This is a genomic window from Nocardia sp. NPDC004860 (assembly GCF_040609015.1).
In the GTDB taxonomy this organism is placed as follows: Bacteria; Actinomycetota; Actinomycetes; order Mycobacteriales; family Mycobacteriaceae; genus Nocardia.
Window position 1 is genome coordinate 20,622 of the sequence record NZ_JBEXJI010000004.1, and the last position, 25,874, is coordinate 46,495.

24 protein-coding genes are annotated in these 25,874 nt (G+C 67.2%); 12 read left to right on the forward strand and 12 right to left on the reverse strand.

Annotated elements, in window-relative coordinates; all coding sequences use genetic code 11:
- Nucleotides 1-3: 3 nt before the first annotated feature.
- Nucleotides 4-450 (reverse strand): MarR family winged helix-turn-helix transcriptional regulator, encoded by a 447-nt coding sequence (locus tag ABZV44_RS10365; protein WP_354834206.1) that lies wholly within the window; start codon nucleotides 448-450, stop codon nucleotides 4-6.
- 78 nt (nucleotides 451-528) lie between these two features.
- Here ABZV44_RS10365 and ABZV44_RS10370 point away from each other — a divergent pair, with 78 nt between their 5' ends.
- Nucleotides 529-903 carry a cupin domain-containing protein gene (locus tag ABZV44_RS10370; protein WP_354834209.1) on the forward strand — a complete coding sequence of 125 codons (375 nt, stop codon included), beginning with the start codon at nucleotides 529-531 and terminating at the stop codon, nucleotides 901-903.
- An 87-nt stretch (nucleotides 904-990) separates the two neighbouring features.
- Nucleotides 991-1,812: a thioesterase family protein gene (locus tag ABZV44_RS10375; protein WP_354834211.1), complete on the forward strand. Its 822-nt coding sequence runs from the start codon at nucleotides 991-993 to the stop codon at nucleotides 1,810-1,812.
- Nucleotides 1,813-1,870: 58 nt separating this feature from the next.
- Here ABZV44_RS10375 and ABZV44_RS10380 read toward each other — a convergent pair whose 3' ends face one another.
- On the reverse strand, nucleotides 1,871-2,782 hold the full coding sequence (locus tag ABZV44_RS10380; protein ID WP_354834214.1) for a LysR family transcriptional regulator: 912 nt from the start codon (nucleotides 2,780-2,782) through the stop codon (nucleotides 1,871-1,873).
- A 61-nt stretch (nucleotides 2,783-2,843) separates the two neighbouring features.
- Here ABZV44_RS10380 and ABZV44_RS10385 point away from each other — a divergent pair, with 61 nt between their 5' ends.
- Nucleotides 2,844-3,194, forward strand: coding sequence for a DoxX family protein (locus ABZV44_RS10385; RefSeq protein WP_354834217.1), 351 nt, complete (start codon nucleotides 2,844-2,846; stop codon nucleotides 3,192-3,194).
- An 82-nt stretch (nucleotides 3,195-3,276) separates the two neighbouring features.
- On the opposite strand, the gene ABZV44_RS10390 is transcribed toward ABZV44_RS10385, so the two are convergent.
- Nucleotides 3,277-4,212: an EI24 domain-containing protein gene (locus ABZV44_RS10390; protein ID WP_354834220.1), complete on the reverse strand. Its 936-nt coding sequence runs from the start codon at nucleotides 4,210-4,212 to the stop codon at nucleotides 3,277-3,279.
- Between the two features lie 508 nt (nucleotides 4,213-4,720).
- Nucleotides 4,721-4,930: a cold-shock protein gene (locus tag ABZV44_RS10395; protein ID WP_354834223.1), complete on the reverse strand. Its 210-nt coding sequence runs from the start codon at nucleotides 4,928-4,930 to the stop codon at nucleotides 4,721-4,723.
- A 245-nt stretch (nucleotides 4,931-5,175) separates the two neighbouring features.
- Between ABZV44_RS10395 and ABZV44_RS10400 the strand changes: the two genes are divergently transcribed.
- Nucleotides 5,176-6,048, forward strand: coding sequence for an SGNH/GDSL hydrolase family protein (locus tag ABZV44_RS10400; RefSeq protein WP_354834226.1), 873 nt, complete (start codon nucleotides 5,176-5,178; stop codon nucleotides 6,046-6,048).
- Between the two features lie 86 nt (nucleotides 6,049-6,134).
- Nucleotides 6,135-6,968, forward strand: a complete 834-nt coding sequence (locus ABZV44_RS10405; protein WP_354834229.1) for an SAM-dependent methyltransferase — start codon at nucleotides 6,135-6,137, stop codon at nucleotides 6,966-6,968.
- An 18-nt stretch (nucleotides 6,969-6,986) separates the two neighbouring features.
- Here ABZV44_RS10405 and ABZV44_RS10410 read toward each other — a convergent pair whose 3' ends face one another.
- Entirely contained in the window at nucleotides 6,987-8,252 is a 1,266-nt protein-coding gene (locus ABZV44_RS10410; protein ID WP_354834232.1) for a helix-turn-helix domain-containing protein, read from the reverse strand.
- Between the two features lie 272 nt (nucleotides 8,253-8,524).
- Here ABZV44_RS10410 and ABZV44_RS10415 point away from each other — a divergent pair, with 272 nt between their 5' ends.
- Both ABZV44_RS10415 and ABZV44_RS10420 read left to right on the forward strand, forming a co-directional pair.
- The gene (locus ABZV44_RS10415; protein WP_354834235.1) at nucleotides 8,525-9,853 is read left to right on the forward strand and encodes a cytochrome P450; all 1,329 of its coding nucleotides are present in this window, start codon (nucleotides 8,525-8,527) and stop codon (nucleotides 9,851-9,853) included.
- 24 nt (nucleotides 9,854-9,877) lie between these two features.
- Complete coding sequence (locus ABZV44_RS10420) at nucleotides 9,878-11,287, forward strand: wax ester/triacylglycerol synthase family O-acyltransferase (RefSeq protein ID WP_354834238.1); 1,410 nt, start codon at nucleotides 9,878-9,880, stop codon at nucleotides 11,285-11,287.
- A 120-nt stretch (nucleotides 11,288-11,407) separates the two neighbouring features.
- On the opposite strand, the gene ABZV44_RS10425 is transcribed toward ABZV44_RS10420, so the two are convergent.
- Genes ABZV44_RS10425 through ABZV44_RS10440 form a run of 4 tightly spaced genes read right to left on the reverse strand, consistent with a single transcriptional unit; the run spans nucleotide 11,408 to nucleotide 16,099 of the window.
- On the reverse strand, nucleotides 11,408-12,430 hold the full coding sequence (locus ABZV44_RS10425) for an NAD-dependent epimerase/dehydratase family protein (RefSeq protein ID WP_354834241.1): 1,023 nt from the start codon (nucleotides 12,428-12,430) through the stop codon (nucleotides 11,408-11,410).
- Nucleotides 12,427-14,145 (reverse strand): fatty acid CoA ligase family protein, encoded by a 1,719-nt coding sequence (locus ABZV44_RS10430; protein WP_354834244.1) that lies wholly within the window; start codon nucleotides 14,143-14,145, stop codon nucleotides 12,427-12,429. The genes ABZV44_RS10425 and ABZV44_RS10430 overlap by 4 nt, the downstream gene beginning before the upstream one ends.
- Nucleotides 14,142-15,062 (reverse strand): hypothetical protein, encoded by a 921-nt coding sequence (locus ABZV44_RS10435; RefSeq protein WP_354834247.1) that lies wholly within the window; start codon nucleotides 15,060-15,062, stop codon nucleotides 14,142-14,144. Before ABZV44_RS10435 ends, ABZV44_RS10430 begins: the two co-directional genes overlap by 4 nt.
- Nucleotides 15,059-16,099 (reverse strand): 3-oxoacyl-[acyl-carrier-protein] synthase III C-terminal domain-containing protein, encoded by a 1,041-nt coding sequence (locus tag ABZV44_RS10440; protein WP_354834250.1) that lies wholly within the window; start codon nucleotides 16,097-16,099, stop codon nucleotides 15,059-15,061. The genes ABZV44_RS10435 and ABZV44_RS10440 overlap by 4 nt, the downstream gene beginning before the upstream one ends.
- Before the next feature lie 392 nt (nucleotides 16,100-16,491).
- Here ABZV44_RS10440 and ABZV44_RS10445 point away from each other — a divergent pair, with 392 nt between their 5' ends.
- The 4 genes from ABZV44_RS10445 to ABZV44_RS10460 all read left to right on the forward strand — a co-directional run bounded on the left by ABZV44_RS10445 (nucleotide 16,492) and on the right by ABZV44_RS10460 (nucleotide 22,359).
- A complete protein-coding gene (locus tag ABZV44_RS10445; protein ID WP_354834253.1) occupies nucleotides 16,492-17,865 on the forward strand; it encodes a cytochrome P450 in 1,374 nt (457 codons plus the stop codon).
- Between the two features lie 3 nt (nucleotides 17,866-17,868).
- Complete coding sequence (locus ABZV44_RS10450) at nucleotides 17,869-20,067, forward strand: MMPL family transporter (RefSeq protein ID WP_354834256.1); 2,199 nt, start codon at nucleotides 17,869-17,871, stop codon at nucleotides 20,065-20,067.
- 48 nt (nucleotides 20,068-20,115) lie between these two features.
- Complete coding sequence (locus tag ABZV44_RS10455; protein ID WP_354834259.1) at nucleotides 20,116-21,591, forward strand: NAD(P)/FAD-dependent oxidoreductase; 1,476 nt, start codon at nucleotides 20,116-20,118, stop codon at nucleotides 21,589-21,591.
- Between the two features lie 540 nt (nucleotides 21,592-22,131).
- Entirely contained in the window at nucleotides 22,132-22,359 is a 228-nt protein-coding gene (locus ABZV44_RS10460; protein ID WP_354834262.1) for a hypothetical protein, read from the forward strand.
- A 302-nt stretch (nucleotides 22,360-22,661) separates the two neighbouring features.
- Here ABZV44_RS10460 and ABZV44_RS10465 read toward each other — a convergent pair whose 3' ends face one another.
- A complete protein-coding gene (locus ABZV44_RS10465; RefSeq protein ID WP_354834265.1) occupies nucleotides 22,662-23,069 on the reverse strand; it encodes a single-stranded DNA-binding protein in 408 nt (135 codons plus the stop codon).
- 1,038 nt (nucleotides 23,070-24,107) lie between these two features.
- Here ABZV44_RS10465 and ABZV44_RS10470 point away from each other — a divergent pair.
- Nucleotides 24,108-24,638 (forward strand): HD domain-containing protein, encoded by a 531-nt coding sequence (locus ABZV44_RS10470; protein ID WP_354834268.1) that lies wholly within the window; start codon nucleotides 24,108-24,110, stop codon nucleotides 24,636-24,638.
- Here the strand turns inward: ABZV44_RS10470 and ABZV44_RS10475 are convergent.
- Both ABZV44_RS10475 and ABZV44_RS10480 read right to left on the reverse strand, forming a co-directional pair.
- Nucleotides 24,614-25,096 carry an NUDIX domain-containing protein gene (locus ABZV44_RS10475; RefSeq protein WP_354834271.1) on the reverse strand — a complete coding sequence of 161 codons (483 nt, stop codon included), beginning with the start codon at nucleotides 25,094-25,096 and terminating at the stop codon, nucleotides 24,614-24,616. The two genes, ABZV44_RS10470 and ABZV44_RS10475, sit on opposite strands and share 25 nt — an antisense overlap.
- Nucleotides 25,097-25,101: 5 nt before the next feature.
- Complete coding sequence (locus ABZV44_RS10480; protein WP_354834274.1) at nucleotides 25,102-25,839, reverse strand: helix-turn-helix transcriptional regulator; 738 nt, start codon at nucleotides 25,837-25,839, stop codon at nucleotides 25,102-25,104.
- Nucleotides 25,840-25,874 lie beyond the last annotated feature (35 nt).

Consider the following 25,874-nt stretch of genomic DNA (forward strand, 5'->3'; position numbering starts at 1 on the left):
TCGTCACCAGGCCGACGGGCGCACCCGGCCGGGCGTGACCACTCGCGTGAGGGCATTGCGCAGTTCGACTGTGGCTGCCGGTCCCAGCGTGGCGGCCCACCGCTCGGTGAAGCGGGCCGCGGCGGCGTCGGCGGCGCGGGTGCACGCCCACCCGCGCTCGGTGAGGGTGACGAGCTTGGCGCGCGCGTCGTGCGGATGCGGATTGCGTTGCGCGTAGCCCTTTTTGACGAGTTCCTCGACCAGCTGGCTGGCGGCCTGCTTGGTGACCCCCAGATGGTCGGCGATCTCGCCGACCGTCGCGCCGTTCGGCGCCATGCGCACGAAGGCGAAGCCGTGGGTGGGCCGGATGTCGGTGAATCCGGCCGCGACGCACCCGTCGTTGATGGCGTCGGTGACCTCCGCGGCGGCCGCGAGCAGTAGCAGCGGCAGGTCCTGTGCGTATCCGGGCATGTCTGGAATCTTGGCACTTGACAAAGAAGTCAACAAGCTTGACTATATAGTCAAGCAGCTTGACCAAAGGAGATGGCAATGCCCGTAATCCACGCCGCCGAGGCCCAGTCCCACGAAATGCACGGCTCCCGCTTCACCCCGCTGGTCCGCCCCAGCACCGGCAGTAGCGAACTGTGCCTGTGGCGGCTGGAGGTCGCGCCCGGCATCCAGGGTGTCCCGCACCGCGTGCACCGCGAGGAGGCGTTCGTCCTGCTCGCGGGATCGATCACGCTGACCATCGATGGCGAGGCCGCGCGGCTGGCGCCCGGTGACGCGGCGGTGGTGCCGGCCGGGTCCATCATCCGCCTGGACAATCCGGATGACCGGACCGCCGAGGTGCTCGTCAACGCGCCCGTCGGTTTCACCGGCGAGCTGCTCGACGGCACTGTCGTCAACCCGCCGTGGGTGAACTGATCACCCGCTGATTGGGACGTGGGTCTTCCCTCCCGTTTCTGCAACGTGTTCTAATTCGGGAGCTCATCAACCGGTAGGGGAGGCACCATGGCCGCGTTCTTCACCCACGAGAACGGTCGCTTCACAGCGACCCGTATGGCGGTCAGCGCCTGGTCCTCGGGGCAACTCGCGGGCACCGCCGTCTGCGGCTTGCTGGCCCACGAACTCGAAACGCACCGCCCTGGAACCGATTTCGTGCCCGCCCGCTTCACCGTCGACCTGTTCAGTCCGGTCCTGAACGAGCCCATCGAACTGCGCAGCTCGATCGTCCGCGACGGCAATCGAATCCGGGTGGCCGACGCCGCCATCGTGCAGCACGATCGCGTGCGTGCCCGCGCCACCGTGCAATTCCTGGTCGCCACCGCCGAGCCGCCTGGCCGGATCTGGCAGCCCGCCCGGGACCTCCCCGCCCCCGCGACCCCGCTCGACGGCCCCGAGGGCAGCCCGCCGCTGTTCAAGTCCGGATCCTTCGACTGGACCCACGATTTCGCCTCCGGCGTCAATCCGCACCGGAAGGCGGCCTGGAACAACGTCCCGTCCCTCATCGAGGGTGTGCCCATCACTCCGTTCGAGCGCGCGGCCTTCGTGAGCGACTCCACCAACCTCGTCTGCAACTGGGGCACCGAGGGCGTCGGCTACATCAACACCGACGTCACCATGACGCTGTCCCGCCTCCCCGAGGGGGTGGAACTGGGTCTCCAGGCCCGAGACCACGTCTCCTCGAACGGCATTGCCGTCTCCACGGCGACGCTGTACGACCGCAGTGGCGAGCTCGGCGTCTGCACCATCACCGCACTGTCCAATGCCCGCCGTCAGGTCGATATGGCCGCCTTCGCCGAAGCTCAGGCTTTCCCCGCCTCCGCCAACTGACGGTCCGGGTGCGTTGGCGCACATCAGCGCCCGCAATCCGCCAGGCCTGAGCCGGTTTTCACGCGGTGCTCGTCGGCGGCGTCTGCCGGTGATCGAGGCAGCTGCGGATGAAGTCCTGCACGACCGGATCGGTGTCCGCGCCGGGCCGCCAGGCCACGCCGGCCTGGCTCGGGCTCACGCCGCTGACCGGGCGATAGACGATGCCGGGACGCGTGTAGAAGCGTGCCGCGGATTCGGGCGCGAGGGCGATGCCGTCACCGTTGGCGATGCAGATCAGCCAATCGTCGGGGTGTTCGGTGACCGCGCCGATCCGCACCGGATACCCGTCGCGCTCGTCGGCCGCCAGCCAATAGTCGTGCCACGCACCGGTTTCCGGCGGGGCCGCCACGAATGGCTCGTCCCACAGGTCACGGAACGGGATCACCTCGCGGGTGGCGAGCGGGTGCGAGGCGCGTAGCGCGACCCAACGCGGTTCGGTCAGCAGCAATTCCACCCGGAACTGCTCCTGACCGGGAAATGGCAATCGCAGCAAAGCGACATCGACCTCCCCGGCGGCCAGCCCCGCAGTCGGGTTCGACCAGGCCGCCTGCCGCATCTCGATCCGCCACTCCGGCCGGCGGCGGACGAAATCCGCGATGATGAGCTGGGTGGCCTCATTGGCCCCGCCCGCGATGAACCCGACCCGCAGCACGCGCGCCGCCGCGCTCGCGGCGCTCATCGTCTCGGTCAGCGCCCGATCCCAGCTGGTCAGTACCTCCGGCACCCACTGCGCGAGCGCCCGCCCCGGTTCCGTCAGTGCCATCCCGGATTTCGACCGCGTGAACAGCCGCACCCCGAGCTGGTTCTCCAACTGCTTGATCTGTTTGGTCAGCGCCGGCTGCGACACGAACAACCCCTCCGCCGCGCGGGTCAGATTCCCTTCCCGGGCCACCGCCGCGAAATACCTCAGCAATCGCGTGTCCACATCCATGCCATCAGGTTATAGATGCAGGTATTGGACGTGGAAAGTCGCGGTCGGTCAGCATCGTTGGGTGTCCATCGCCTACCTGGTAATCACCTTCGTCACGATCGCAATCAACGGCGGAATGGCCATCGCCGACTTCGCGCGGGCAAAGTTCGTCCTGGCCAACTCGGCCGAGGTGAACTTCCCCTCGTCCTGGATCCCCGTCGCCGGCACCGCGAAAGCCGCCGGCGCCCTCGGCCTCGTACTCGGCCTCCTCGGCGCCCGCCCCCTCGGCATCGCCGCTGCCCTCGGCCTGGTCCTCTATTTCATCGCCGCAATCGTCGTCCACATCCGCGCGCGGGTGCTCCACAACATCGCTTTTCCCGCAATGTACTTCGCCTTCGCCGCAGCATCCCTGACCTTCGCCCTCGCCCGATAACGCAATCCCGACCCCAGCGTTGCGCGCAGCCTGCTTCCGAGTCGGGTTCGAACGCGTGCGCGGCCGCCGCGAGTCGATTCGCTCAGGCGGCAGCGTGGTTTTCGGCGAGGCGGTTCGGTTCGTGCAGTAGTTCGCGGGTCAGGAGAGTGGCGCCCGCGACGGCACCCGGCATGAGGAATACCGCGACCAGCGGCACCAGAAAGGCCAGCCCGAGGGGCACGCCGAAGCCCCATGCCAAGCCTTTGCGGGCGCGCAGCAGAGCCAGCTGCTCACGCAGGTGAACCGTGCGTCGCTGGAGTGCGACCGAGGTGAGCTCCTGCGTGAGGAAGAACCCGGTGACGAACACCGCGACAACCGGAATCACGGTCTGACCGACGACGGGGACGAACCCCAGCACGAACAACAGCACAGCCCACACCATGGCCCGCACCAGAATCCGAACACTGTCCCGAACCGACACCCACAACTCCCGCCACCAGGAAAGCCCGGACTCCGGCGCAGTCCCATCCGGCGAGACCGACCGATCCACCCGCTGCGAAATCACGTCATAGAACGGCGCCCCGATCACCAAGGTCACAGCGGTGAACGTCAGCACCGCCGCAAGCACCGCAAGCGCAATCAACGCAATGTCCAACGCCCCGCGAAACAACCCCGCCCAAGGACTGGGCCAGTGGTCGGCGAACGGCGTCACCGTCTCGGTCAGATCTCCACCCCACGCCACCACCGCAATCAACGCCCCCACATACAACACCAACGTCACAAGCGCCGGCACGATCCCGAACCCGAACTCCCGCGGCCGCCGACCCACCCACCGCTGCCCCCGCACAAAGTATGTGAAACCAACCCCGAAATCGCGCATCCCCGAACGATACTGGCGCCCGCCCAACTGCCATTCGGCCGCGTATACCCCGAAATTGGCGAAGGCCCCCCACGGCATGCCGATGTCACCGGCGACTACGGATATCTCGTCGTTCCGGTGACCTTCTCGTACACCCTTCAGGGTGAGCCGGTCACGCAAACCGGCGCAATCTTCACTGCGGCACTCGGAAGGTCGGCACCGACTGGCGCTTGACGGCCTGGGCCTGGGCAAAAGGCACCCACGCGGCTCAATGACGAGCCTTCCGCCGGATCCGAGTACCGAGATTCCATGCATGCGCTAATGCGCGCCGAACACGATGCGCCACAGCACGTTCGCAACATAGTGGCTGTGGCTGTTCAGGAACTCGTCGGCCACATGATGCGCACTGCACAGCGCAGCCTCGCCGCCGGCGACCTCGGGCGACTCGCCCGGCGCGTCGGGGTCGTGCCAGCCTGGGCTGCCTCGCGGCCGGGCTCGATGTCGAACGCAGAGAACCGCACCCGGCCGTATCCGGTGCTGCGTCCGAGTTGAGTTCCTTCGCGTCGTCCAAACACTGTGTAGGCCTTCGGTCACCTGGGCCGGGGGCTTGATTCGTGTTCGGGCGCATGCGATGAGCTCGGGGCGACCTCGAACGCACCGTTGCTGACCGTGTCCCGCGGTTGAGAACTTACTGACCCTGCACGACGACGTTTTCCGCCTGCGGGCCCTTTGCTCCCTGCACCACGTCGTACTCGACGCGGTCGTTTTCCTGCAACGTTTTGTAACCGGTCGACTGGATCGCGCTGAAGTGGACGAAAACGTCCGGTCCACCCTCGTCCTGCGTGATGAAACCGAACCCTTTGTCGGCGTTGAAGAACTTCACGGTGCCTGTTGCCATTTGGTGCCGCTCCCTTCCGGTCGGACGAGTGGACCGCTCGAGCCTACCGGCCGACTTGTCTCCTCACTGGCCGGACACGGCGAACGAGGACCCTTCGGTTCGTCGCAGACCGCCGTTCACGGGTTTGCGGCCCGGGGGCCGCCGCCCGACCGGGATAACGATTCGGTCGCTTGATCTATCGGCTGCCGGGTCATCTCGTACCGTCTGTGGCTGTTCGCCCGAGCTCGACCGCGAGGACCTATATCGTGAATCTGAAGTACTGCCTGTCCACTGTTGCGATCGTCGCGGCCGGGACCCTCGTCAGTATCGCCCCCGCTACCGCCGACGCCGGCACGAAGTATGTGGCGCTGGGGGATTCGTACGCGGCGGGAGTCGGGATCTCCAACATCCTCGACAAGACCTGCTCACGCTCCGATCGCAACTACGCCCACCTGTTCGCGGCGGCACGCGGTTACAGCCTCACCGATGTCACGTGTGGCGGCGCGACGACCGACTCGGTGACCAGCACCCAGCTCTCCGCCGTCACCGCCGACACCAATCTGGTCACCCTGGGCGTCGGTGGCAACGACATCGGCTTCACCGACATCGTGAAGGACTGTGTGACGGCGGGAACCCTCGGCACAGGATCCGGGACGGGCAGCGCCGTATTCCAAAATCTCGGAACGGGAATCGCCAGCGGTAGTGCCGAGGTGCTGCTGGGATGCAAGAACAAGTACGACGCCTCGATGCCGACCCGGCTGTCACAGGTCTCGGCCAAGGTCGCGAAACTGGTGTCCGACATCAAGACCCGAGCCCCGCAGGCGCGGGTCGTCCTGGTCGGTTACCCGCACATCCTGCCCGACAACGCGGCCCTGTGCGCCGGGCGGCAGCCGGTGCTGCCCGCCGATGTCGACTGGGCGCGTGACACCGTCGTCGGCGGATTGAACACCATGTTGCGTTCCCAGGCCGGCACCGAGTACTTCAGCACCGACGAGATCTACAACGGGCACGATGTCTGCGAGGCGATCCCGGACCGCTGGGTCAACGGCACCTCGGTCGACAATGGCGAAGGCGCGCAATTCCATCCGAATCAGTACGGGCACGCGGCCACCGCGCAGAAGATGGCGGCCACGTTCTGAGCAATTCGGGCAGACCCAGGTCAGGGCGGTGAGTTCGGATTTACCATGGTCGAGGTCGAAGGTTGGATGCGTCGAGGGGAGCGTGGATGTCCGGGCCGGCACCTGGTTACCCGAGCGCGATACCGGTCGGAGTGGACGCCACGCGTGCCAGTATCGCCCGCGTCTACGATGCGGCGCTGAACGGCAAGGACAATTTCGAGGTCGATCGCCTGGTACTGGATCAGGTCCGCGCGGTGGCCCCCGGCGTCGCCGAATTGGCCTGGGCCAACCGGGATTTCCTGATCCGTGTGTGCCGCTTCCTGGCCAAGGAAGCGGGCATCGACCAATATCTGGATCTGGGCTCGGGCCTGCCCACCACCGAGAACACCCATCAGGTGGTGCAGCGCGTCAAGCCGGATTCGACGGTCGTCTATGTGGACAACGACCCCATGGTGCTGGCCCACGCCCACGCCCTGCTGGTCGGCAGTCCGAACACCTCCATCGTCACTGCCGACATCTTCCGGCCGTTCGAGGTGTTGAAGCATCCCGAGGTCCGCGACGAACTCGACTTCACCCGCCCGCTGGCGATGTTCCAGATCGGGACGCTGCACCACTATCCGTCCGACGATGCCGCCGCCCTCATGCGCACCTACATCGACGCACTGCCCTCGGGTTCCTATGTCGCGATCGCCCATTTCTGCGATCCGGAGGCCGACGAGTACAGCGAGCTGGCCCGCAAGATGGAGGAGAAGTTCGTTCACAGCCCGATGGGCTCCGGCCGCTTCCGCACCCGCGCCCAGATCCAGGCCCTGTTCGGTGACCTGCAGATGATCGACCCGGGTCTGGTGCTCTGCGACGACTGGTGGCCCGACGGCCCCCGCCTGGCCCCCCTGAACGCCGTGCGGCACTGCATCGTCGGCGGCGTCGGCTTCAAACGCTAGCCGGTTCGCCGCATTTCGTCACATGGCCGCTCCGTCACCGGGATCCGGAACGACCGGAGCCGGGTAGAGGTGGTGGATGATGAGGGCGGCGGCGAGCAGCCGGGAATCGTTGGGGTCGCTGGGATCCAGGCCGGTCAGCTCGGCTACGCGGCGGAGGCGGTAGCTGAAGGTGTTGGGGTGGACGTGGACCCCTGCGGCGGCGGCCTTGCGGTCGGCGGAGCCGTGGCGGATGTGGGCGTCGAGGGTTTCGAAGAGGTGGGGGTGGCGCAGGATCGGTGCGATGCGTTCGGCGAGGCGGTCGCGAGCGGGGCCGGGGCGGGTGAGCTGGTATTCGAGCAGGAGGTCGTCGAGGCGATAGACGCCGGTGGAGCGGCCCAGCAGGCGGGCGAGTTCGGCCAGGTCGGTGCTCTGCCGCGCCGCGCCGGGCAGATCGGCGCGTGCGACGCCCGGACAGTCGGCGATGAAGACGTCGACGCCGAACTGGTCGGCCAGGCTCGCCGCCACGCGCGCGAAGGGACTTTCGCCGACTTCGGAGAGCGGACGAGATCTACTGGGCAGCAAGGCGATTCCATTCGATCCGTCGAAGGTATTGAGGACCGTCGTCCCGAGCATCGCGTCGAGTGCCTGCTGGAACTGCCGGATCCGGCGGCGGGTGACCATGGTGTCGGCCACCAGGACCAGCGGGTCGGGGCGCAGGTGGAAGGTGAGGACGTCGTAGCGGTCCGCCAGCGCCATGTCGGCGCGCGCCGCCAGTTCCTCGACCGGCGCGCCCCGCAGCAGGGCCGAGCACAGGGCGCGGCGCGCCTCGCGTTCGACCGTGTAGATGGACTGCTCGACGTCGGAGTGCACTTCGGAGATGGTGATGGTGATGTGCATGAGCGCCTCGAGTGCCCGCTGGCCGATCGCGACGATATCGGGCAACTCGTGCGGCTCCGCGGTCGCGGCGACCTCGTCCCAGAGATAGCGGGCGCCGCCGAACAGGCCGGTCATGAGCTGGCGCACGGGGATTCGGTCCTCGGCGTGCCGCTCCACCACCGGGACGACGTACTCCGCGACCTCTTCGGCGGTGATCACGCGCCGCTCCTCGATGGCCCGGATGAACGCCACCGTCCCGGCCAGCAAGCTGGGCATGACATCGGCGAAGTGGTCCTCGGGCAGATTCTCGAGGCCGGGCACCGCGCCCAGTGCGGCTTCGAAGATACCGGCGGCAATCTCCGGGAGCCGCGGCAGCAGGCGGGCCAGGACGGGCGAGTCATCACCCAGTGGGGGAACGAGGGCGAGCATCTGCCGATTGTCACCAAGAACAGACTCGAGCACCAAGGAGTGTGTGCGAAATACCAATCGGCACAGCATCATCCCTGGTCGCCATGACACCAAACAGTTGCTTGGCAAGGGGTGCAGTCACTTTCACTCGATTCCAGGTCGATTAGTTTCGCGAGACCAAATTGCAACGAATTTCTTGTCTCCGAATGCAAAGCAGTTCTTCATCTTTCGCATTGGAGCCAATTCGCGGTTAAGCTCCTGTAGTGTCCCTCTCGACTTCTCGAATGGTGTCAGTGGACGATCTACCGGGGCCCAGAGGATGGCCACTGGTCGGCAATCTCCCGCAATTGACACCCTCCCTGCTGCATCGCCAATTCGACTCCTGGAGCGACGAATACGGGGCGTTGTACCGGGTCGGCATGCCCGGTCGGCGGATCGTGGTGGTGAGCGATCCCGAACTCAATCGGGAGATCCTGCGGGACCGCCCCGGCGGCTTCCGGCGGCAGTCCGCCATCGAGTCGGCCATGGACGACATGGGCTCCAACGGCCTGTTCTCCCTGGAGGGCGAGGCCTGGCGGCGGCGGCGCAAGCTGGCCATGCCCGCCTTCAACGCGGCTCATCTGCGCGGTTTCCAACCTACCCTGGAGACCATTACCGAACGCCTGCGCCGGCGCTGGGAACGCCGGTCCCCGGAGGATGTGCGCGCCGAATTGACCCGCTACACGGTCGATGTCACCGCCAAACTGACCTTCGACTACGACATCAACACCATCGAAGAATCCGGCGACGTCATTCAGCGCCATTTGGAGCTGATCTTCCCCATGCTGAATCGCCGGCTCGCCACGCCGTTCCCATACTGGCGCTATGTGAAGCTGCCCGACGATCGGGCCCTCGAGCGCGCATTGGCGGCCCTGCGGCAGGATCTGACCGACGTCATCGCCCGTGCTCGCGCGAGTCTCCCCGAGCGGCCCACGAATTTCATCGAGGCGTTGCTGCTGGCGCAGGACGGCCGCGGCTCGTTCACCGACGACGAGCTGTTCGCGGAAGCGCTCACGATCCTCATCGCGGGCCAGGACACCACCAGCAATGCCATGGCCTGGCTGCTCTACCATTTGGCCGGGAAACCCGAAGTGCAGCAGCGGATTCGGGAGGAGATCGCCGAGATCCCGTCCGTGCTGGACCGGCAGCCGTACCTGGAGGCGGTCGCGGCCGAATCCATGCGGCTGCAGCCCACCACCCCCCTCATCGGCTTGGAAGCGATCGTCGACCGGACCATCGCCGGGGTGCACATCCCGGCTGGAACCTGGGTCATCGTCAATGTCCAGCATGCGGGCCTGCAGGAGGAGAACTTCAGCGAGCCACTGGTTTTCGATCCCGATCGCTGGCTGAACGAGGGCCCCGGCAATCACCGGCCCGACGCCTCCATCCCGTTCGGCTCCGGCCCCCGCTTCTGCCCGGGCCGCGGCCTGGCCATGCTGGAGGTCAAGAGCGTCACCGGCATGGTGTGCCGCAACTTCGACATCGCGCTGCCGGCGAATAGCGAACCACCCAGGGACCGTTTCCATTTCGCCGTCATCCCGACCGGTATGCGGCTGGATATCACGCCCCGGCCGGCCCACTGACTCTCGAGCACGAAAGGATCGCGCATGGCGATCAAGCGGCTGTCGGCCACCGACGGCGTCTGGCTGTCCCTCGAATCACCCGATATGCCGATGCATGTCGCATTCCTGCTGGAGTTCACCGTCCCGGACGGGGATGCGGCCCGCTTCGTCCGGCGCTGGCGCGCACAGGTCGTCGCGCCGATCGCGGTGCCGCAGCCGTGGAATCTGGTGCCGGTCGGCGGTCCGCTGACCCGCCTGGTGGCCCTCATGCGCGAGGCCGCCGAGGTCGATCCGGCCGACCACATCCGGACCTGGCAACTGAACCGGCCCGGTGACCGCCGCGAACTCGTCGAGCTGGCCGCCCGCATCCACCGCGAACAACTCGATGCGACCCGGCCGCAGTGGGAGATTCACCTGGTCGAAGGCCTGGCGCCGGACCGCTTCGCCCTCATTCTCAAGGTGCATCACAGCCTGTTCGACGGCGCCTCGCTGATGCGGCTGTTCATCGACACCTTCTCGACGGATCCGGCCGACCGGGACACACCGAACCTGTTCACCGTCGGCCGCGTGAATCCGGATGCGCCGCAGCGGGTTCCGTCCGCGAGCCGGTTGCGGACCCTGCTCGCGACGCTGCGGGGCGTGCTCGAACTGGTGCGCGGCATCGGTGCGGCGGGCCGCGACGCCCTGCGCCGCGCCCGCGGCCGGACCCCGGCGCAGCGGGCCTACCAGCAGCCGGCGTCCATCTTCGACGGGCCGATCACCGGCCGCCGGGACCTGTCCCTGCGCCGCTATGACCTGGGCCGGTTCAAGCGGCTGGCCAAGGCCGCCGACTGCACGATCAACGACATCGTGCTCTATCTGGTCGGCACGGCCTTGCGCGACTACCTGACCGAACATGCGGAGCTCCCCGCACGCCCGCTCACCGCCGGAGTCCCCGTGGACCTGCGGGAAGGCGACGACGACCGGGTGGGTACCCGCGCGGGCATGATGTTCACCGCGCTGGGTACCGATATCGCCGACCCCGCCGAGCGCCTGGCTGCGGTCCGCGCGGCGATCCGCGCCGCGAAACAGGAGATGGCGGGCCTCCCGGCCAATACGGTCATCGGCTACGGCCTGGCCGTCACCCTGCCGTGGATCATGGGACTGACCTGGGGTCGCACCAACACTCCGGCCTCGCATCCGATGGGCATCTCCAATGTTCCCGGACCCCGAAATCCGTTGTACTGGAACGGTGCCCGGCTGGAGTCGCTGTACCCGATCTCGCTGCTCATGCACGGCAACCCGTTCAATGTCACCTGTGTGGGCTACCTCGACGCGCTGCACTTCGGCGTGCTCGGGGCGGCCGACAAGCTGCCGGCGATGGAGTACCTGACCGACGGTTTGGACGCCGCTCTCGACGAGCTGACCGCGCTGTTGTTGCCCGCGGAGGAACGTGCCCTGCCGTCTGCGGGGTGAGCCGAAACGACGGCGGGGGAGACGAAACGACAACGCTCCCGGTCCATTCCGGACCGGGAGCGTTGCGCTGTCCTGGTGAGCAGACCAGGGCGGCAGGGCGAATCAGGACGGCAGGGGGAATCAGGACGGAAGTGCCGACAGCCCGCCGATCGATTCCGCCCACGCCACATAGCGATCCAGACCGTCGCGCAGGGAAATCGTCGGGGCGTAGCCGAAATCGCGCCGGGCCGCGCCGGTGTCGTAGGTGCTCGACACCGTGAGCGCCGCGACCGTCCAGCTGGACAGCGGGGGCGCGACGCGCGACTGCAGTCCGGGGATCTTCCAGACGGTGTCGAAGACCGCGATGATGCCGTCCAGCACCGGTTTCGGAATGGTCCGTGTCGGCGGTGCCAGGTCGAAGGCCCTCGCCAGATCGCGGGCGAAGCCCCACAGGTCGACGTCCTCGGTGTCGGCCAGGAAGTAGGGTTTCCCGGCCACCGCGTCGGACCGCGACGCCTGCACGCACGCGCGAGCGGCATGCTCGCAGTAGGTGATCGACACCAGCACCGGCTTGCCGCCCGACAGATCGGGTAGACGCCCGGAGCGAATCTTGTTCAGCAGCAGCGTCATCCAGCCGCCCGAGCGCGGCCCCCAGATCATCCGGGGACGCAGCGCGCAGGTGGTGAAGTCGGGCCCGTTCGCCGCCAGCACCTCACGCTCGGCAATCGCCTTGGTCTCGACGTAGTAGCTCTTCGGGTTGCGCACATAGGGTTCGGATTCGTCGATGCCGAAACGCTCGCGATCGTACTCGGTGGCCACACTCGGGCTGCTGACGAAGACGAAACGGCCCGTGCCGGCGCGCCGTGCGGCATCCATGAGCCGCCGGGTGCCCTCGACATTGGCCTCCCAGAACTGGCGGCGGTGGCCGGTCTCGGCCACCCGGCCGGCGCTGTGGTGCACTACGTCCACGCCCTTGCAGGCCGCGGTGAGCGACTCCGGGTCGCCGAGGTCGCCGTGCACGATCTCGACCTCGGGCAGTGAGCCCAGATAGCCGAGATCGGCGGTGGGGCGGGCGAGTACGCGCACCTGGTCGCCCGCGGCCAGGGCCTGGTCGACGATGTGGCTGCCGAGGAATCCGGTGCCGCCGGTGACGAGGACTTTCATCGCTGTTTTCCTTCACTGTCGTAGCCGAGGCGGGCGCCGGCCCACTCCGACAGCGCCTCGCGGCCGATCTTGGCGTTGTGCCGGATGTCGACCGGGAAGCCGTCGTGCCGCAGGAAGGTGCGGATCGGCGCGGTGATCTCGTGGGACTCGGCCAGTCCCCGCAATTCCCGCTCGATGCGGGGGCCCGCGCCGCGATCGACGCCCGCGCGCGGCTCGTAGCAGAGCACCGGCACCTGCGCGCCGGCCCGGCCGACGCCGACCAGCGCAGTGCGGTGGACATCCGGGTGGGTATTGAAGACCTGTTCGCACTGCACGGTGAACAGGTCCCCGGCGCCGGTGCGTACCCGCTGGGAGATGCGGCCACAGAACCACAGCCGGTCGTCGGTGTCCCGCCAGGCGAGGTCGCCGATGCGGTGCCAGCGGCGCAGCGTGCCGTCGGGTAGCCGTTCGTCGATCTTGGCGCGCGCATCGGCGGCCGGGTTGTCGTGGTAGCGCTGACTGACCTGCGGCCCGGCGGCGACGATCTCCCCGATCTCGCCCGGCGCGACCTCCAAATCGTCTGTCCAGACCGGTATTTCGTCATCGGTGATGCGAATGATCCGCACTCGGGTATCACTGTCGGACTCCGGCAGTGCCCGTCCCACGCAGGTGCCGGCCCCGTCCCGGGTCCGCTCCCGCAGCGTCTCGAGCTCCGACCACTCCAGGGTGGTCAGCGGAAGCGCCTCGGTCGCACCGTAGGTGGTGAAGACCCGGGCCCGCGGTCCGAGCGCGCTGCGCACCGCGACCAGCGCCTCCAGGTTCGCGGGCGCACCCATCGAAATGACCGTGGTGAGGCTGGGCAGCTCGATTCCGGTCCGGCCCAGATAGGCGCCGAGGGGACCCAGCAGGGCGGGCGAGGCGGTCAGATCGGTGATCCGGAAGGCGCGGGCCACCTCGACCAGCAGCGCGGGATCCGCCTGCGACACCTTCACCGGATCCACCGGCCCGAGCACCACGTGCGCGCCCTGCATCAGATCGAACAGCCCGAACAGCGGCACTGTGGCCAGTGAGACGAAACCGTCCGCGCGATCGTGCAGATCGGTGACCACCCGCAGCGAGGCGGCGAAGCCCGCGCGGGTGAACTCCACTCCCTTGGCGGGGCCCGTGCTGCCGGTGGTGAACGCGATCATCAGCAGATCCCCGGGTGCGTGGGCGACCGCGACCGGCTCGCCCACACGGCCGCGCTCGGCCAGCTGCGCCAGTGTGTAACCGCCCCAATAGGAGCGAGCGCCCGCCGTGACGTGCACGCGCACCGACCGGAAGGTGCGACGCGCGGCGATCCGGATCAGGTGGGCCTCCGGGACGCCGATGAACGCCTGTGCGCCGACACTGCGGAAGCAGTGCAGCATGCGATTCACGCCCATGCCCGGGTCCACTACCACCGGCACCGCGCCCACCCGGAACAGCGCGAAGATCACCGCGAACAGATCCGGGTCGGGCCGGACCATCACAATCGTCTTGACGCCCTTGGTGATTCCGATCTCGGCAAAGGATCGCGCGTAGGCGTCGATCCGCTCGCCGAGGTCGGCGAAGGTCAGCGCGTCGAAGGCGGCGCTGACCCCGACGCCGCCCGCGCCGCCCAACGGCCGGGTCCGATAGCTGACGGCGGGCAAACCGGCGTACTTCTCGATCTGGCGCGCCAGCAGCAGATCCGGATCGTCGAGTACCTGATTCACGCGGCCCCTTCCACCCGGTAGCTCACGCATCCGGCCATCGGACCCGAACCCGCCGCCAGGAATACCAGCTCGGCGCCCGGCGTCAGTGCGCCCTGCTCCCGAAGCTGGTGGTAGGCAATGGCCAGGCCCGAGCTTCCGGCGTCGCGGTCACCGGTCATCGCCTGGTAGCCGCGGGCGAATCCGAATTCCTCCGCGAGGCCGCTCGCGAGTCCGGGCACCGGGTTGTTGGTGACCAGAACGGTATTGCCCGTGTCGATTTCGGGCTGATCGGCCAGGTAGCCGCGCAGCGTGTCGGCCGCCGTCGCGGTGATCACCGTCTCGTAGTCCGGCGCGACCTCGACCGTAATGGTCTGCTGCCCGGCACTTCCCATGGCCTTCAGGTCCAGATATCCGGCGACGCCCGGATTCGCGCCCGCTGCCCGGCCGCGCACCGGGGAAATACGTAGCGGGCCGAAACCCGTCTCTCGATCCACCCCCTTGCTCAGCAGCCAGGCCGAACCGACGGTCGCGTACCGGAAGTCGTTCGGCCGGTGGGCGATTCCGCCGGGGTGCGCATCACTGCCGACGACCAGCACCCGTTGCGCGGTGCCATTGGCCAGCAGCGCGGTCGCGGCGTGCACGGCGTTCAGCACCCCGCACGCGCCGTTGCGCAGGTCGAACGAGAAGGTGGAGCGGCCCGATCCCGCCTCGTAGTCCAGGTGCATGCGCAGCCCGAGCTGGATGAGCGCGGAGTTCGCGGGCTCGACCACATTGCCGTCCCGATAGACGCCGACATTGACCAGCACGTCGATATCGCCGGGTTCGATTCCGGCTCGCTCCAGGCATTCCCGGCCCGCGGCCACGGCATGGTCGATGGATCCCGCGGTGGCCGGGGCGGCGCTGATCGCGGATTGTTCGATGACAACAGACATGCTCATCCCACCAGAGAATCGAGAGTGGCCGACATGACGCCGAAGATCATTCCGGAGGCGGTCGGCACCACGCAGATCTTGGAACCCTTCGGTATTTCTCCCCGCGATATGTAGTCATATATCGCGAGGAAATGCGTGCTGGCACCGGTATTCGCGTATTTGTGCACGGTCGCCAGCCGCGGCGGCATTTCCGCCTCGTGGATCTTGGCGCCGGATTCGGCCAGCTTCTCGGTGAACGCCACCCCGAGTTGATGGAAGACGATGAAATCGAACTTCTCGTCGGCGAAGGTGGTGCCGCGCTTGACGAGCCGATCGCGGTGCAGTTTCGCCCAGGTTTCCCGGCGCGGGGCCGCCTGCATGGTCATATTGTCGGTCAGCATGATCATGTTCTCGGAGGCGTCGCTGGGCTTGGCGATACACAACGGCGAGAACTCGGCGCAGGTGATCATGTCCACGTAGTGGATGCGGTCGTGTTCGTCCTCGGCGCGGTCCACGATCACCGCGACGGCGGCGTCGGCCAGGGTGAGCGCCGGGAACTGCAGATCGCGCGCGTCCTTCGCCTCGGCGAGTGCGCCCTCGGTGACCGGGGAGATGATCTCCGCCGTCACCACCATGCCGGTGCGCACCAGACCGGCGCGAATCATGTTCTCCAGCAGGTAGATCGCGGTCATGGTGCCGCCGCAGGCATTGACGACGTCGTAGCCCATGGCATGGTCCGCGCCGATCCGGCGGGCGATCTCGTGGGCGGCGGCGGGCTCGAACACCATGTGGAACCCGTCGTGCACCGTGGTGCCGGCGCTGATGATCACATCGAGGTCGGTGGCCTCGTACCGCGAGCGCGCCAGGCAGTCCTGCGCGGCGCGCGCGCCGAGCGAGAGGCTGTCCTCACCCGCGGACCGGTCGACCATGCGCCGGGTGCGGATTCCGGTGATCCGCTCGACTTCGAATTGCCCGCCGCTCGACATTCGGGCCAGTACTTCGTCGGTGGTGTATTCGCGCTGGGGGAGAGCGGCTCCCAGCGCACCGAGGCGCGCGGCACTCACAATCGTGACTCCCGATCGTAATGGGATGGATGGAACCGGCGAGTGGGCCGTCCATGTGAATCGAACGAGGCGAACAGTGGCTCGGTTCGGATTCCACGGACGCTAGAGACGAGCGCCATACGGTGTCAAGGAAACTCGGTCCAGAGAGCGACAGACATCACCCGGAGACGGTGTCATATCGAATACTACTGCTCCCGGAAGACCAATAGCGGCAACGGTTTTTGGCTCCCGAGACAAAGACGAAAGTCCGGTTGCGACGGCATCGAATTCCTGGTTACGCTGGCCGAGACCGGCACCCTTCCGGCAATCGACAGCCGGGCCATCGCCCGCAATCACCAAGAGTCCGCGCGTCGTCGCGCGATCCGGCCCGCCAGATTTGGAGCACCTTCGCGATGACATCCACCGCCACCGTTACGCCGATCGCGCATCGCGCGGCGCCCACCGCGCCCGGCGCGATCCCATTGCTCGGCCACTGGCCGCGGTTCGGCCGCCGGCCCTACCGATTCCTGTCCACGCTCTCGTCGGTGGGACCGGTTGTGCGCGTGCGGATTCCCGGCTACGACACCTATGTCGTCACCGACCCCGAGCTGGTCCGCGAGGCGTTCGTGGCGCTGTCGGACCAGGGGCTGATGATCGAACGCGCCGAGGCGCTGCTCGGTGAGGGCGTGACCGTGCTCCAGGGCCAGCGGCATCGGCGCGAGCGGCGCATGATCGCGCCCGCCTTCGCGAAGTCCCGGATCGCGCGTTACGCGGCGGTCATGACACGGCTCGGGGCGGAGCGCGCCGCGTCCTGGCGTAACGGTGATTTCCTCGCGGTCAACGAACAGATGCACGACCTGGCGCTGCGCACCGTGGCCGGATCGCTGTTCACCGGCGAACTCGGTTCCGAGACAGCCGAACACATCCACCGACTGCTGCCGCCGGTCATGACCCTGCTCTCCCGGCGCGTCACCCGGCCCGCCTGGATCGACCGGCTGCCGCTGCCCGGCAATCGCCGTTTCGACCGCCTGGTGGTGGAGATGAAGGCGGCCACCGGCACCATTATCGCCGCGTACCGCGCCGAGCTCGCCGCGGATCCGGACCTCGATCACGGTGATCTGCTGGACACGCTGCTCAAGGCCCGCGATGAATCCGGGGGTGCGCTCACCGACTCCCAGGTACACGACGAGCTGATCAACTTCCTGGTCGGCGGCACCGAGGCCATCGGGGCGACGCTGGCCTGGGTGTTCCACGAGCTCGGGCAGAATCCCGAGGTGGAGGCCGCGCTGCACGCCGAGGTGGACGCCGTGTTGCGCACGCAGGGGGATCCGCGGGCCGCGGAGTTCGGCGATCTGGCCGAGCTCGAGATCACCAAGCGCATTGTGCTCGAGACGCTGCGCAAGTATTCGCCGTGGCTGACGGTCCGGCACGTGCCCACCCCGTACACCCTCGGAGATATCGAAATCCCGGGTGGCAGTATGCTTTTCGTCTGTCCGGTGGCAGTGCACCGAGATCCCGTCGTGCATCCCGATCCGCAGCGTTTCGATCCGGACCGGTGGCTGCCCGAGCGGATGGCGGACATGTCCAAGGGCGCGCACATCCCGTTCGGCATGGGCGCCCGGCAGTGCCCCGGAAACGTGTTCGCGCTCACCGAGATCGCCCTGCAGGTGGCGACCATCTGCGCCCGCTGGCGGCTGCGGCCGGTGCCGGGTATTCCGGTGCGGGAGACCGTGATCGGCGCGCTGGTGCATCCGGAGAAGCTGCTCATGCGGGCGGAGGCGCGCTGACCGATGGTGCGATTCGTAGTGCGCAGGCATCGTGCGGTGCTGGTCGTCGCCGGGGTGCTGGCGGTGCTCGCCGGACTGGCGAGCACCACGCTGTTCGGCAAGCTGCAGGGTGGCGGATACTTCGACCCGAGTGCGGAATCCAGCACCGCCGCCGATGCGCTGCGGGACCACTTCGGCCAGGGCGCGCCGAACCTGGTGTTGCTCGTGGACGACGCCGGCAGGACCGTCGATGATGCCGAATCCACGCATGCCGCAACGGAACTTGTGCGGCGTCTGCAGGCCGAGCCCGATATCTCCGGGGTGATGTCGTACTGGACCTCGGGGCACCTGCCCGCGCTGCGCGACAAGTCCGGCCGTCAGGGCCTCATCGTCGCGACGATCATGGGCGATGAGATGCGGATCGACCACCGGATCGCCGATCTGGCACCGGAATTCGGCGGTACGCACGACGACGGGATCGAGGTCCGGGTCGGCGGGTACGCCATGATGATGCACGAGACCGTGCAGCAGGGGCAGCAGGACGTGGCCGCCGGTGAGGCCGTGGCGTTTCCGCTGACCCTGATCGCGCTGCTCGTGGTCTTCGGGACCGTGGTGGGCGCGGCGCTGCCGCTCATCACCGGAACCGTCACCACCATGCTCACCATGGGTGTGCTCTGGCTGCTGGTGGAGTTCACCGAATTGTCGTCCACCGCAACCAATGTGGCCTCACTGCTCGGGCTGGGCCTGGCGATCGACTACAGCCTGCTGATCGTCAATCGGTATCGCGAGGAGCTCGCCACGGCCGCCGATCCGCGCGCGGCGCTGATCACGACCATGGGATCCGCGGGGCGGACCGTGGCCTTCTCCGCGCTGACCGTGGCCGTCGCGCTGTCGTCCATGCTGATCTTCCCGCTGCTGGCGGTGCGATCGATCGGGTATGCCGGGATCGCCGTGGCGCTCACCGCCGCCGTGGTCTCGCTGACGGTCTTGCCGGCGATTCTGCTGGTGGCCGGCGATCGCATCGACAGGTTCCGGATCGGCCGGAAACGGGTGTCCGGCAGCGACTCCCGCGCGCTGGACCAGGGCTTCTGGCATCGGCTCGCGACAATGGTCATGCGGCGGCCGATTCCGGTCGCCACCGTCACGGTGGCGCTGCTGCTCGCCCTGGGGCTGCCGTTCCTGCGCTTCCACCCCGGTTTTCCCGACTATCGGTCCATGCCGGCGGGGTCGTCCGCGCGGCAGGTGGCCGAGACCGTACAGCGCGATTTCGACGCGGCCGAACTCAGCGGACTGTTCGTGGTGCTGCCGGACAGCAACGCCGGGGTCGCCGAGTACGCCGTGGCGCTGTCGTCGCTCGACGATGTCGCACGCGTGGATACCGCGACGGGCAGCTACATCAGGGGCGCGCTCGCGATACCCGCCACCACCGCCCATCACCGGTTCGAAACCGGCGATGCCGCTTACCTTTCCGTGGTGCCCACCACCACCGACCCTCGGACGGTGGACGCCGTCATCCGCGCCGTCCGCGCCACCCCTGCACCGTCGCGGGCGCTGGTCGGCGGGGTGGACGCGGCCAATATGGACGCCATCCACGCCCTGACGGCGCGAGCGCCCTTCGCGCTCGGCTTCGTGGTGATCGCCATGGCGCTGCTGCTGTTCCTGTTGACCGGCAGCGTGCTGGTGCCGGTGCTGGCGCTGATCCTGAGCGCGCTGAGCCTGACCGCCACCTTCGGCGCACTGGTGTGGATCTTCCAGGAGGGCAGGCTGTCCGGGCTGCTCGGGTTCACCCCCACGGGCGACCTGTCGGCGGTGGTGCCGGTCATGCTGTTCGCCGTCGCCTTCGGGCTGGCCATGGATTATCAGGTCTTCCTGCTGGCCCGTATCCGTGAGGAGTACGAGAACACCGGGGACGCAACGGCTTCGGTCGCGATCGGGCTGGAGCGGATCGGCCGCATCGTCACCGCCGCCGCGGTCCTCATCTCCATCGTGTTCCTGGGCTTCCTCGCCTCCGACATCACCTTCATGAAGGCCTTCGGCATCGGGCTGCCGCTGGCGGTGCTGGCCGACGCCACCGTGGTGCGCGGATTCCTGCTCCCGGCGACGCTGCGCCTGGGCGGACGCTGGACCTGGTGGGCTCCGCGACCACTGCGCCGCTTGCACACCCGATTCGGGCTGCGCGAAAGCAGCGCCGCGCCCGCCGAAGTCGCGGCCGTCTCCGCCTGACGATTCGCCGCCCATCACTACTTCTCATTCACGAACCGAGGTGCCCGCATGCCCGAGTCCTCCTCCGGCCCCGACCGTTACGACGTTGCCATCATCGGCACCGGATTCAGCGGGCTGGCTGTGGCGATCAATCTTCGCCGCCTCGGCATGGACAACTTCGTCCTGCTGGAGCGGGCCGATGCCATCGGTGGCACCTGGCGGGACAACGTCTATCCCGGATGCGCGGTCGATGTGCCCTCGGTGCTGTATTCGTATTCGTTCGCACCGAATACGGAGTGGACGCGCCTCTACGCGCCCCAGCCCGAGCTGCGCGCATACACCGAGTCGGTGGTGGATCGCTTCGATCTGCGGCGGCACGTGCAGCTGAACAGCGAAGTGGCCGACGCGGATTTCGACGAAGCCGCCGCGGAATGGGTGATCCGGCTGAGCGACGGCCGGACGGTGCGGGCGCGTGCCGTCGTCATGGGGTACTTCTCACTGCACACCGCCGCCATCCCCGACATCCCGGGCCGCACCGAATTCAGCGGCGCGCAAATGCATTCGAGCGCCTGGAATCGGGACTTCGAGCCGGCCGGCAAGCGCATCGCCGTGGTCGGTGCGGGCGCGAGCGCCGTGCAGATCGTGCCCGCCCTGGCGCGCACCGCCGGAGAGGTGGTGTCCTTCCAGCGCACCGCCGCCTGGGTGCTGCCCCGCGGCGACCGCCCCATCCCGCCGACGGTCCGGACCCTGTTCCGCCACATCCCACCGCTGCGACTCGCCGCCCGCGGCTTCGTCTTCGCCTTCCTGGAGGCGCTGCACTTCGCCGAGTTCCATCCCCGCCTGGTGCGACTCTACGAGCGAATCTGCCTGGCCGCCTTGCGGCATCAGGTTCCCGATCCCGAGGTTCGCCGAAAGCTGGTCCCCGACTACCGCTTCGGCTGCAAGCGCCCGATGGTGTCCGACGAGTACTACGCCGCTTTCGCCCGGCCCACCGTCGACCTCGTCACCGAGAAGATCATCGAGATCACCCCCACCGGCCTGCGCACCGCCGACGGCGCCCACCACGAAGTCGACGCCATCGTGTGGGCCACCGGCTTCCACGTCCAGGACTCCATCGCCCGCTTCCCCGACTTCCGCACCGAAACCACGTCCACTCGAAAGAAATTCACCGAGGACGGCTTCACGGCCTACCGCGGCATAGCCTTCGCCGGCCTACCCAACCTCTTCGCCGTCACCGGCCCCAACACCGCCCTGCCCCACACCTCCCAATTCCTGGCCATCGAACCCACCGCCCGCCTCATAGCGCGCACCATCGCCCACATGCACACCCACGCCGTCCCCCGCTACACCCCCGCGCAATCCGCCGAACGCTCCTGGGCATCCCGAGCCCGCACTCTCCTCAGCACCCGAATCTGGTCCACCGGCGGTTGCACCAGCTACTTCGTAGACCCCGAAGGCGCCAACACCCTCACCTACCCGGGCGGCACCTGGACCCTCCGCCGCGACCGCCGCCACCTCCGCCTCGAGGACTGGCAGCACCTCTGAACATGACCCCGCTCACCCTGGTGAGACTCCCTATCAGCCTGCCCCAGAACAGAATCTCGCGCAGCGAGCGACGATCCGGGGCAGCGCGCAGGTAGGCATCCGCGGCGGTTCATAAGCTACAGCTGAAGCTGTAGTGCGCATGAAGAAAGCCCCTCCGGATCCAGCGTTGTGTGCTGGTCGGAGAGGCTTTCTTTGGTGCGCCATCAGGGACTCGAACCCCGAACCCGCTGATTAAGAGGCGGATACAGACCCTACGGAACAATCTTCGGCCACGTACTGGCAGCGTCTTCCAAGGTCGATTCGTCTGCTCGAATCCGGGGATGTCCGCTGCACTTGTGACAGCGTAGTGACATCACCGATGCTCGTTCGCGGGGGTCTTCATCGCCAACTGGATGCGGTACAGTCGCTGCGCGAGCTCCATGATTGGGAGGCGCTGCCCGGTGTGAAGGGGACCTTTTCTAGGGCAGCCATAAATCTCGCTGACAAGCCGGTAAGCCTGGTCAGCCGATCCGGTTCATTCTCCGTTCCCTGGAGTGAACCGTGTCGTGCATCGTGTACTTCTTGGTGTTCTTTGCATTCCTGGCCGTGCTTGCGGTCGGACTGCTGATCTACCTCACTCAAACCGCAGTTCGCGTTCTCCGTGACCACGGCACCGCTGGCCTGAAGTCGTTCAGGAAGTTCGTGAAGGTCCTGCCGTATCCCGCTCTGCGGATGGTGCGGACCAGCTTCACATTCGTCAGGCCCTCGCCGGGCAAGGATTCCGAATGAGCTGAACTAGGGGACTTCTCTTCTCCCTGCTTCCTCATACTGGCCGCCCTCAGTGGAAGGAGACCGGGTCAAGGGTGGGCGAAGCCCATCGGCGTAGCCGACGCGAAGCGCCCTTGAGGCGGTCTCCTGGAGCGAGACAATTGGGCCTATGAGGAGGCGGGGAACTCACCCTCACCTCGGCATTGCGGGGTGCTCGGCCCGGGGATCGTTCAATACGTAATAGAGGAATTCGGCAGTTGTTCGTGTGGCGGGTGGTCAGAGACCGGGCCCGGTGGTGCCAGGCCCGGTCTGTGTCGGCCGGATCAGAACGGCGGTTCGTCGGTGCCGGGGCCGCCGTTGCTGCGGACGCGGCGGGTGATCTTCGCGAACTGGTATTTCAGGTCGATCGCTACCGTGTCGGCGGTCAGTTGCAGGGCAGCGTGCGGTTTGGAGTCCTTGCCGATGTAGGCGTCGGGGACCAGGCGGTGGCCGGTGACGGTGACTCGGCAGCCTTTGACCAGGCTGTCGGCGGTCTCCTGGGCGAGGTCGCCCCAGCAGGCGACGCGCATGACGGTCTTGCCGGCATCGACCCACTGGTTCTGCTGGCGGTCGAACACGCGGTCGTTGGCGATGACGGTGAAGTTGGTGACGAACTTTCCGGTGCCGGTCGTGCGCGGTTCGGGATCGTCGGCGAGATGGCCGGTGATGGTGACGGACACGGTGCTGGCCATGACGGTGACCTCCTGGTGGTGGAGTCCGGGCGGGCGCCGGGCTCTCGGTGTCTGGTGGGACGGGGGTCGCTGTGGTGGGCACTGTGCGGTTGCGTCAAGGCTCGCCGTGGATGCGCCTCCCAAAAGCCTTGTGCGGTAGCTCGATTGGGAGGTGTAGCCGCGGTGACACCGCTTGGTCTTGGCGTGGCCGTGCGGGGTCTGCCATGGTGGCACTCGGCCTACCGGACATCGGGAGAACGGTGCTCGGGCTCCGCCATCGGGAGGGCATCGGTGTGGCTGGTGCCGCGGCCGTCGTCAGCGCCGGACGGCTCGATGATGATCACGGACCGTGAGCGGGCGGCACGGGGAAGGTCGGCGCGAAGTTCGCCGGCGGCGGCGATGGCCGTGGGTTGGATCGCCAGCAGAACCAGTGGGCCGGTGCCGGTGAGGGCGGCGTGAGTGGCGGTTGCTGGGGTGGCCTTGCTCGGGAGAGTGCAGGCGGCCTGGGCGGAGGATGCCGGGGCAGCGTCGGCGGTCAGCGCCTGGTCGCCGGACCCGCATCGGCAAGGACTCCGAACCGTGGGCTGGGCTGTGACTGAGGGTTGACACGGTGGTGAGCGGGCTGGAATGGCGGGGCGTGATGGTCGCTCGGCGTGGCCGTAGCGGCGGCGGCATTGGCTGCGGCGGATCGACGGTCTGATCCGGCTGGCACAGACCGGGAATGGTGCTGCCGGGTTCGATCGCTGGGCGCGGGTCACGCGGGCAAATGCTGGATTGCTCTGTGGAGTGTCATGAGTGGCGCGCTGGTGGGAGCCGCAACGCGCCGACGCTCCGGGGCGGCGGAGCGTGCGGAGCCGCCCCGGAGTGCGGCGTAGCGCGGGGCGGCGCGCGTCAGCGCGCCGCTCTTGATCCTGTATGGCGGAATTCGGCAGTGGATACGGAGGGGACGTGGACTGGAGTTCTGAAATATGTTGTGCAACAACAGTTCTCGATCCACGCGTAGCCCAACAATCGTCGAAGTCCGTGCTGGCGGGGATACGGCGCGTAGCATGGCGATTCGTGGATGCTGCCTTCGCGGAACTTCTCGCGCCGTTGACCGAGTCTCGGCGTGCGCACACGATCGAGGTGGGTCGCAAGGTCGAACAGGTCGCACACCTGGTGCCGGAAGACATCCGCGACGAGGTAGTTACAGCCGCCTATCTGCACGATGTTGGCTATGGCTACCCAGTGTCCGGCTTCCATCCGCTGGATGGTGCGGAGTTGCTGGAGGGGCGGGGATACTCACCGATCATCTGCCACCTGGTGGCCTTCCACTCCGCGAGCACTGTTGAGGCTGACGTCCGGGGAATCGACGCTGAGGCGCTTGACCAGTTCGCGTTGGCAGCAGAGGTGCCAGGCATTGGCATGGCGAACGACCTCGTGTGGTGGGCGGACATGACTACCGGGCCGACTGGCGGGACGCTGACGTTGGACGAACGGTTGGCGGACATCCGGGTGCGATATCCGGAAGGCACCCTTGTCCGGACTGCGATCGACCGGGCCGAACCGCTCCTGAGGGGAGCCGTTCAGCGGGCGTCAGGATCGATGTAGGGCTCGGTCTTGGAGAGTGCCCAATCGACGCGCTTTCGCTGGCTCGGGTCCATGGTCAAGGTCGGAATCTGTTGGACCGGAACCCATTCGACATGGGTGCTCTCGTCGCTGGTTGTTGGCTCACCACCGACGGCTTCGCCGCGGTAGATGATGGTGAACTCTTGGCGAACCTCGTCATTGCTGGTGTAGTGAATGACGTGAGTCGGGTCGGTGAAGATGCCGACCAGTCCAGTGAGGCGTATATCTACGCCTGTCTCCTCCTGGGTCTCCCGGACTGCGGTCCGACTTAGGGATTCACCAGGATCATGGGCACCGCCCGGCATAGACCAGTTGCCATTGTCGGATCGGCAAATCAGCAGGACCTCATCCCCTCGGCGTACGAAAGCGCCGGCACTTGGCCGGACGCTGTTCGCGGCAGGTGCGTTCGGATCTTGGTGGTAATCGATGCGTCGGCCCATGCCGTTTAGAGTACTGCGGGCCTGGCAGTTGACCAGACCGCTTCGAATGAGTCGAGGTAGTAGTTGAATAGGTGTCCGCCTTGCACCTGCTGAAGGTGTTGCACAGGCGACTTGGCTGCATACGCGCCATAGCTGTGGGTATTGACCAGCATTGAATCATCGAACCGGTAGATGCTGTTGTACAGCGGCGTGTGGTGCGTCCTGATATCGACCCGAGGGAGATGAGCCGTCTCCCAGAGGTATTCGAGGGTCGAGTGGCAACGCTGAGGAAGCGATGGCAGACCCTCCTCGCGCGAGCGCGCCCTGACGTTCTCGGAGTCGCTTTCCCCTAGGAGAATCCGAACCTCCGCTCCCGCTTGGGATTTCTCGCGAACAACATTTACGAAGTCGAGCGACTCCACAAGGAAGCCGCCTGCGTAGACGAGTACCTGGATGTTCTCGGTCGCCTGACGCATCAGAGATCGCCAAACATCGTGCGGCACTTCCGATCGAGTCGGCCAGATCTGGACGATCTCCGAGAGCGAGGCAGCAGAGGCGCGAGCTCCGGCCAGCAACTCAGGCCAGAGGTATGTCTCCTCGCAGTTGAGAACCCGGGCGACCTTCAGCCGGATGCCAGGGTGTGGGCAGCGATCTTGAGTAAGCCAGCGCTCCACGGTTTTCGGGCTGATATGGAGTCTCTCCGCGAGCCCGTTCTTGCTGAGATCGGCGGAAGCCATTGCCCCCCTGAGCCGTTCATTCCCCATAGGGACATGGTACGCCGGCGGGTGTCCCTAAGTGT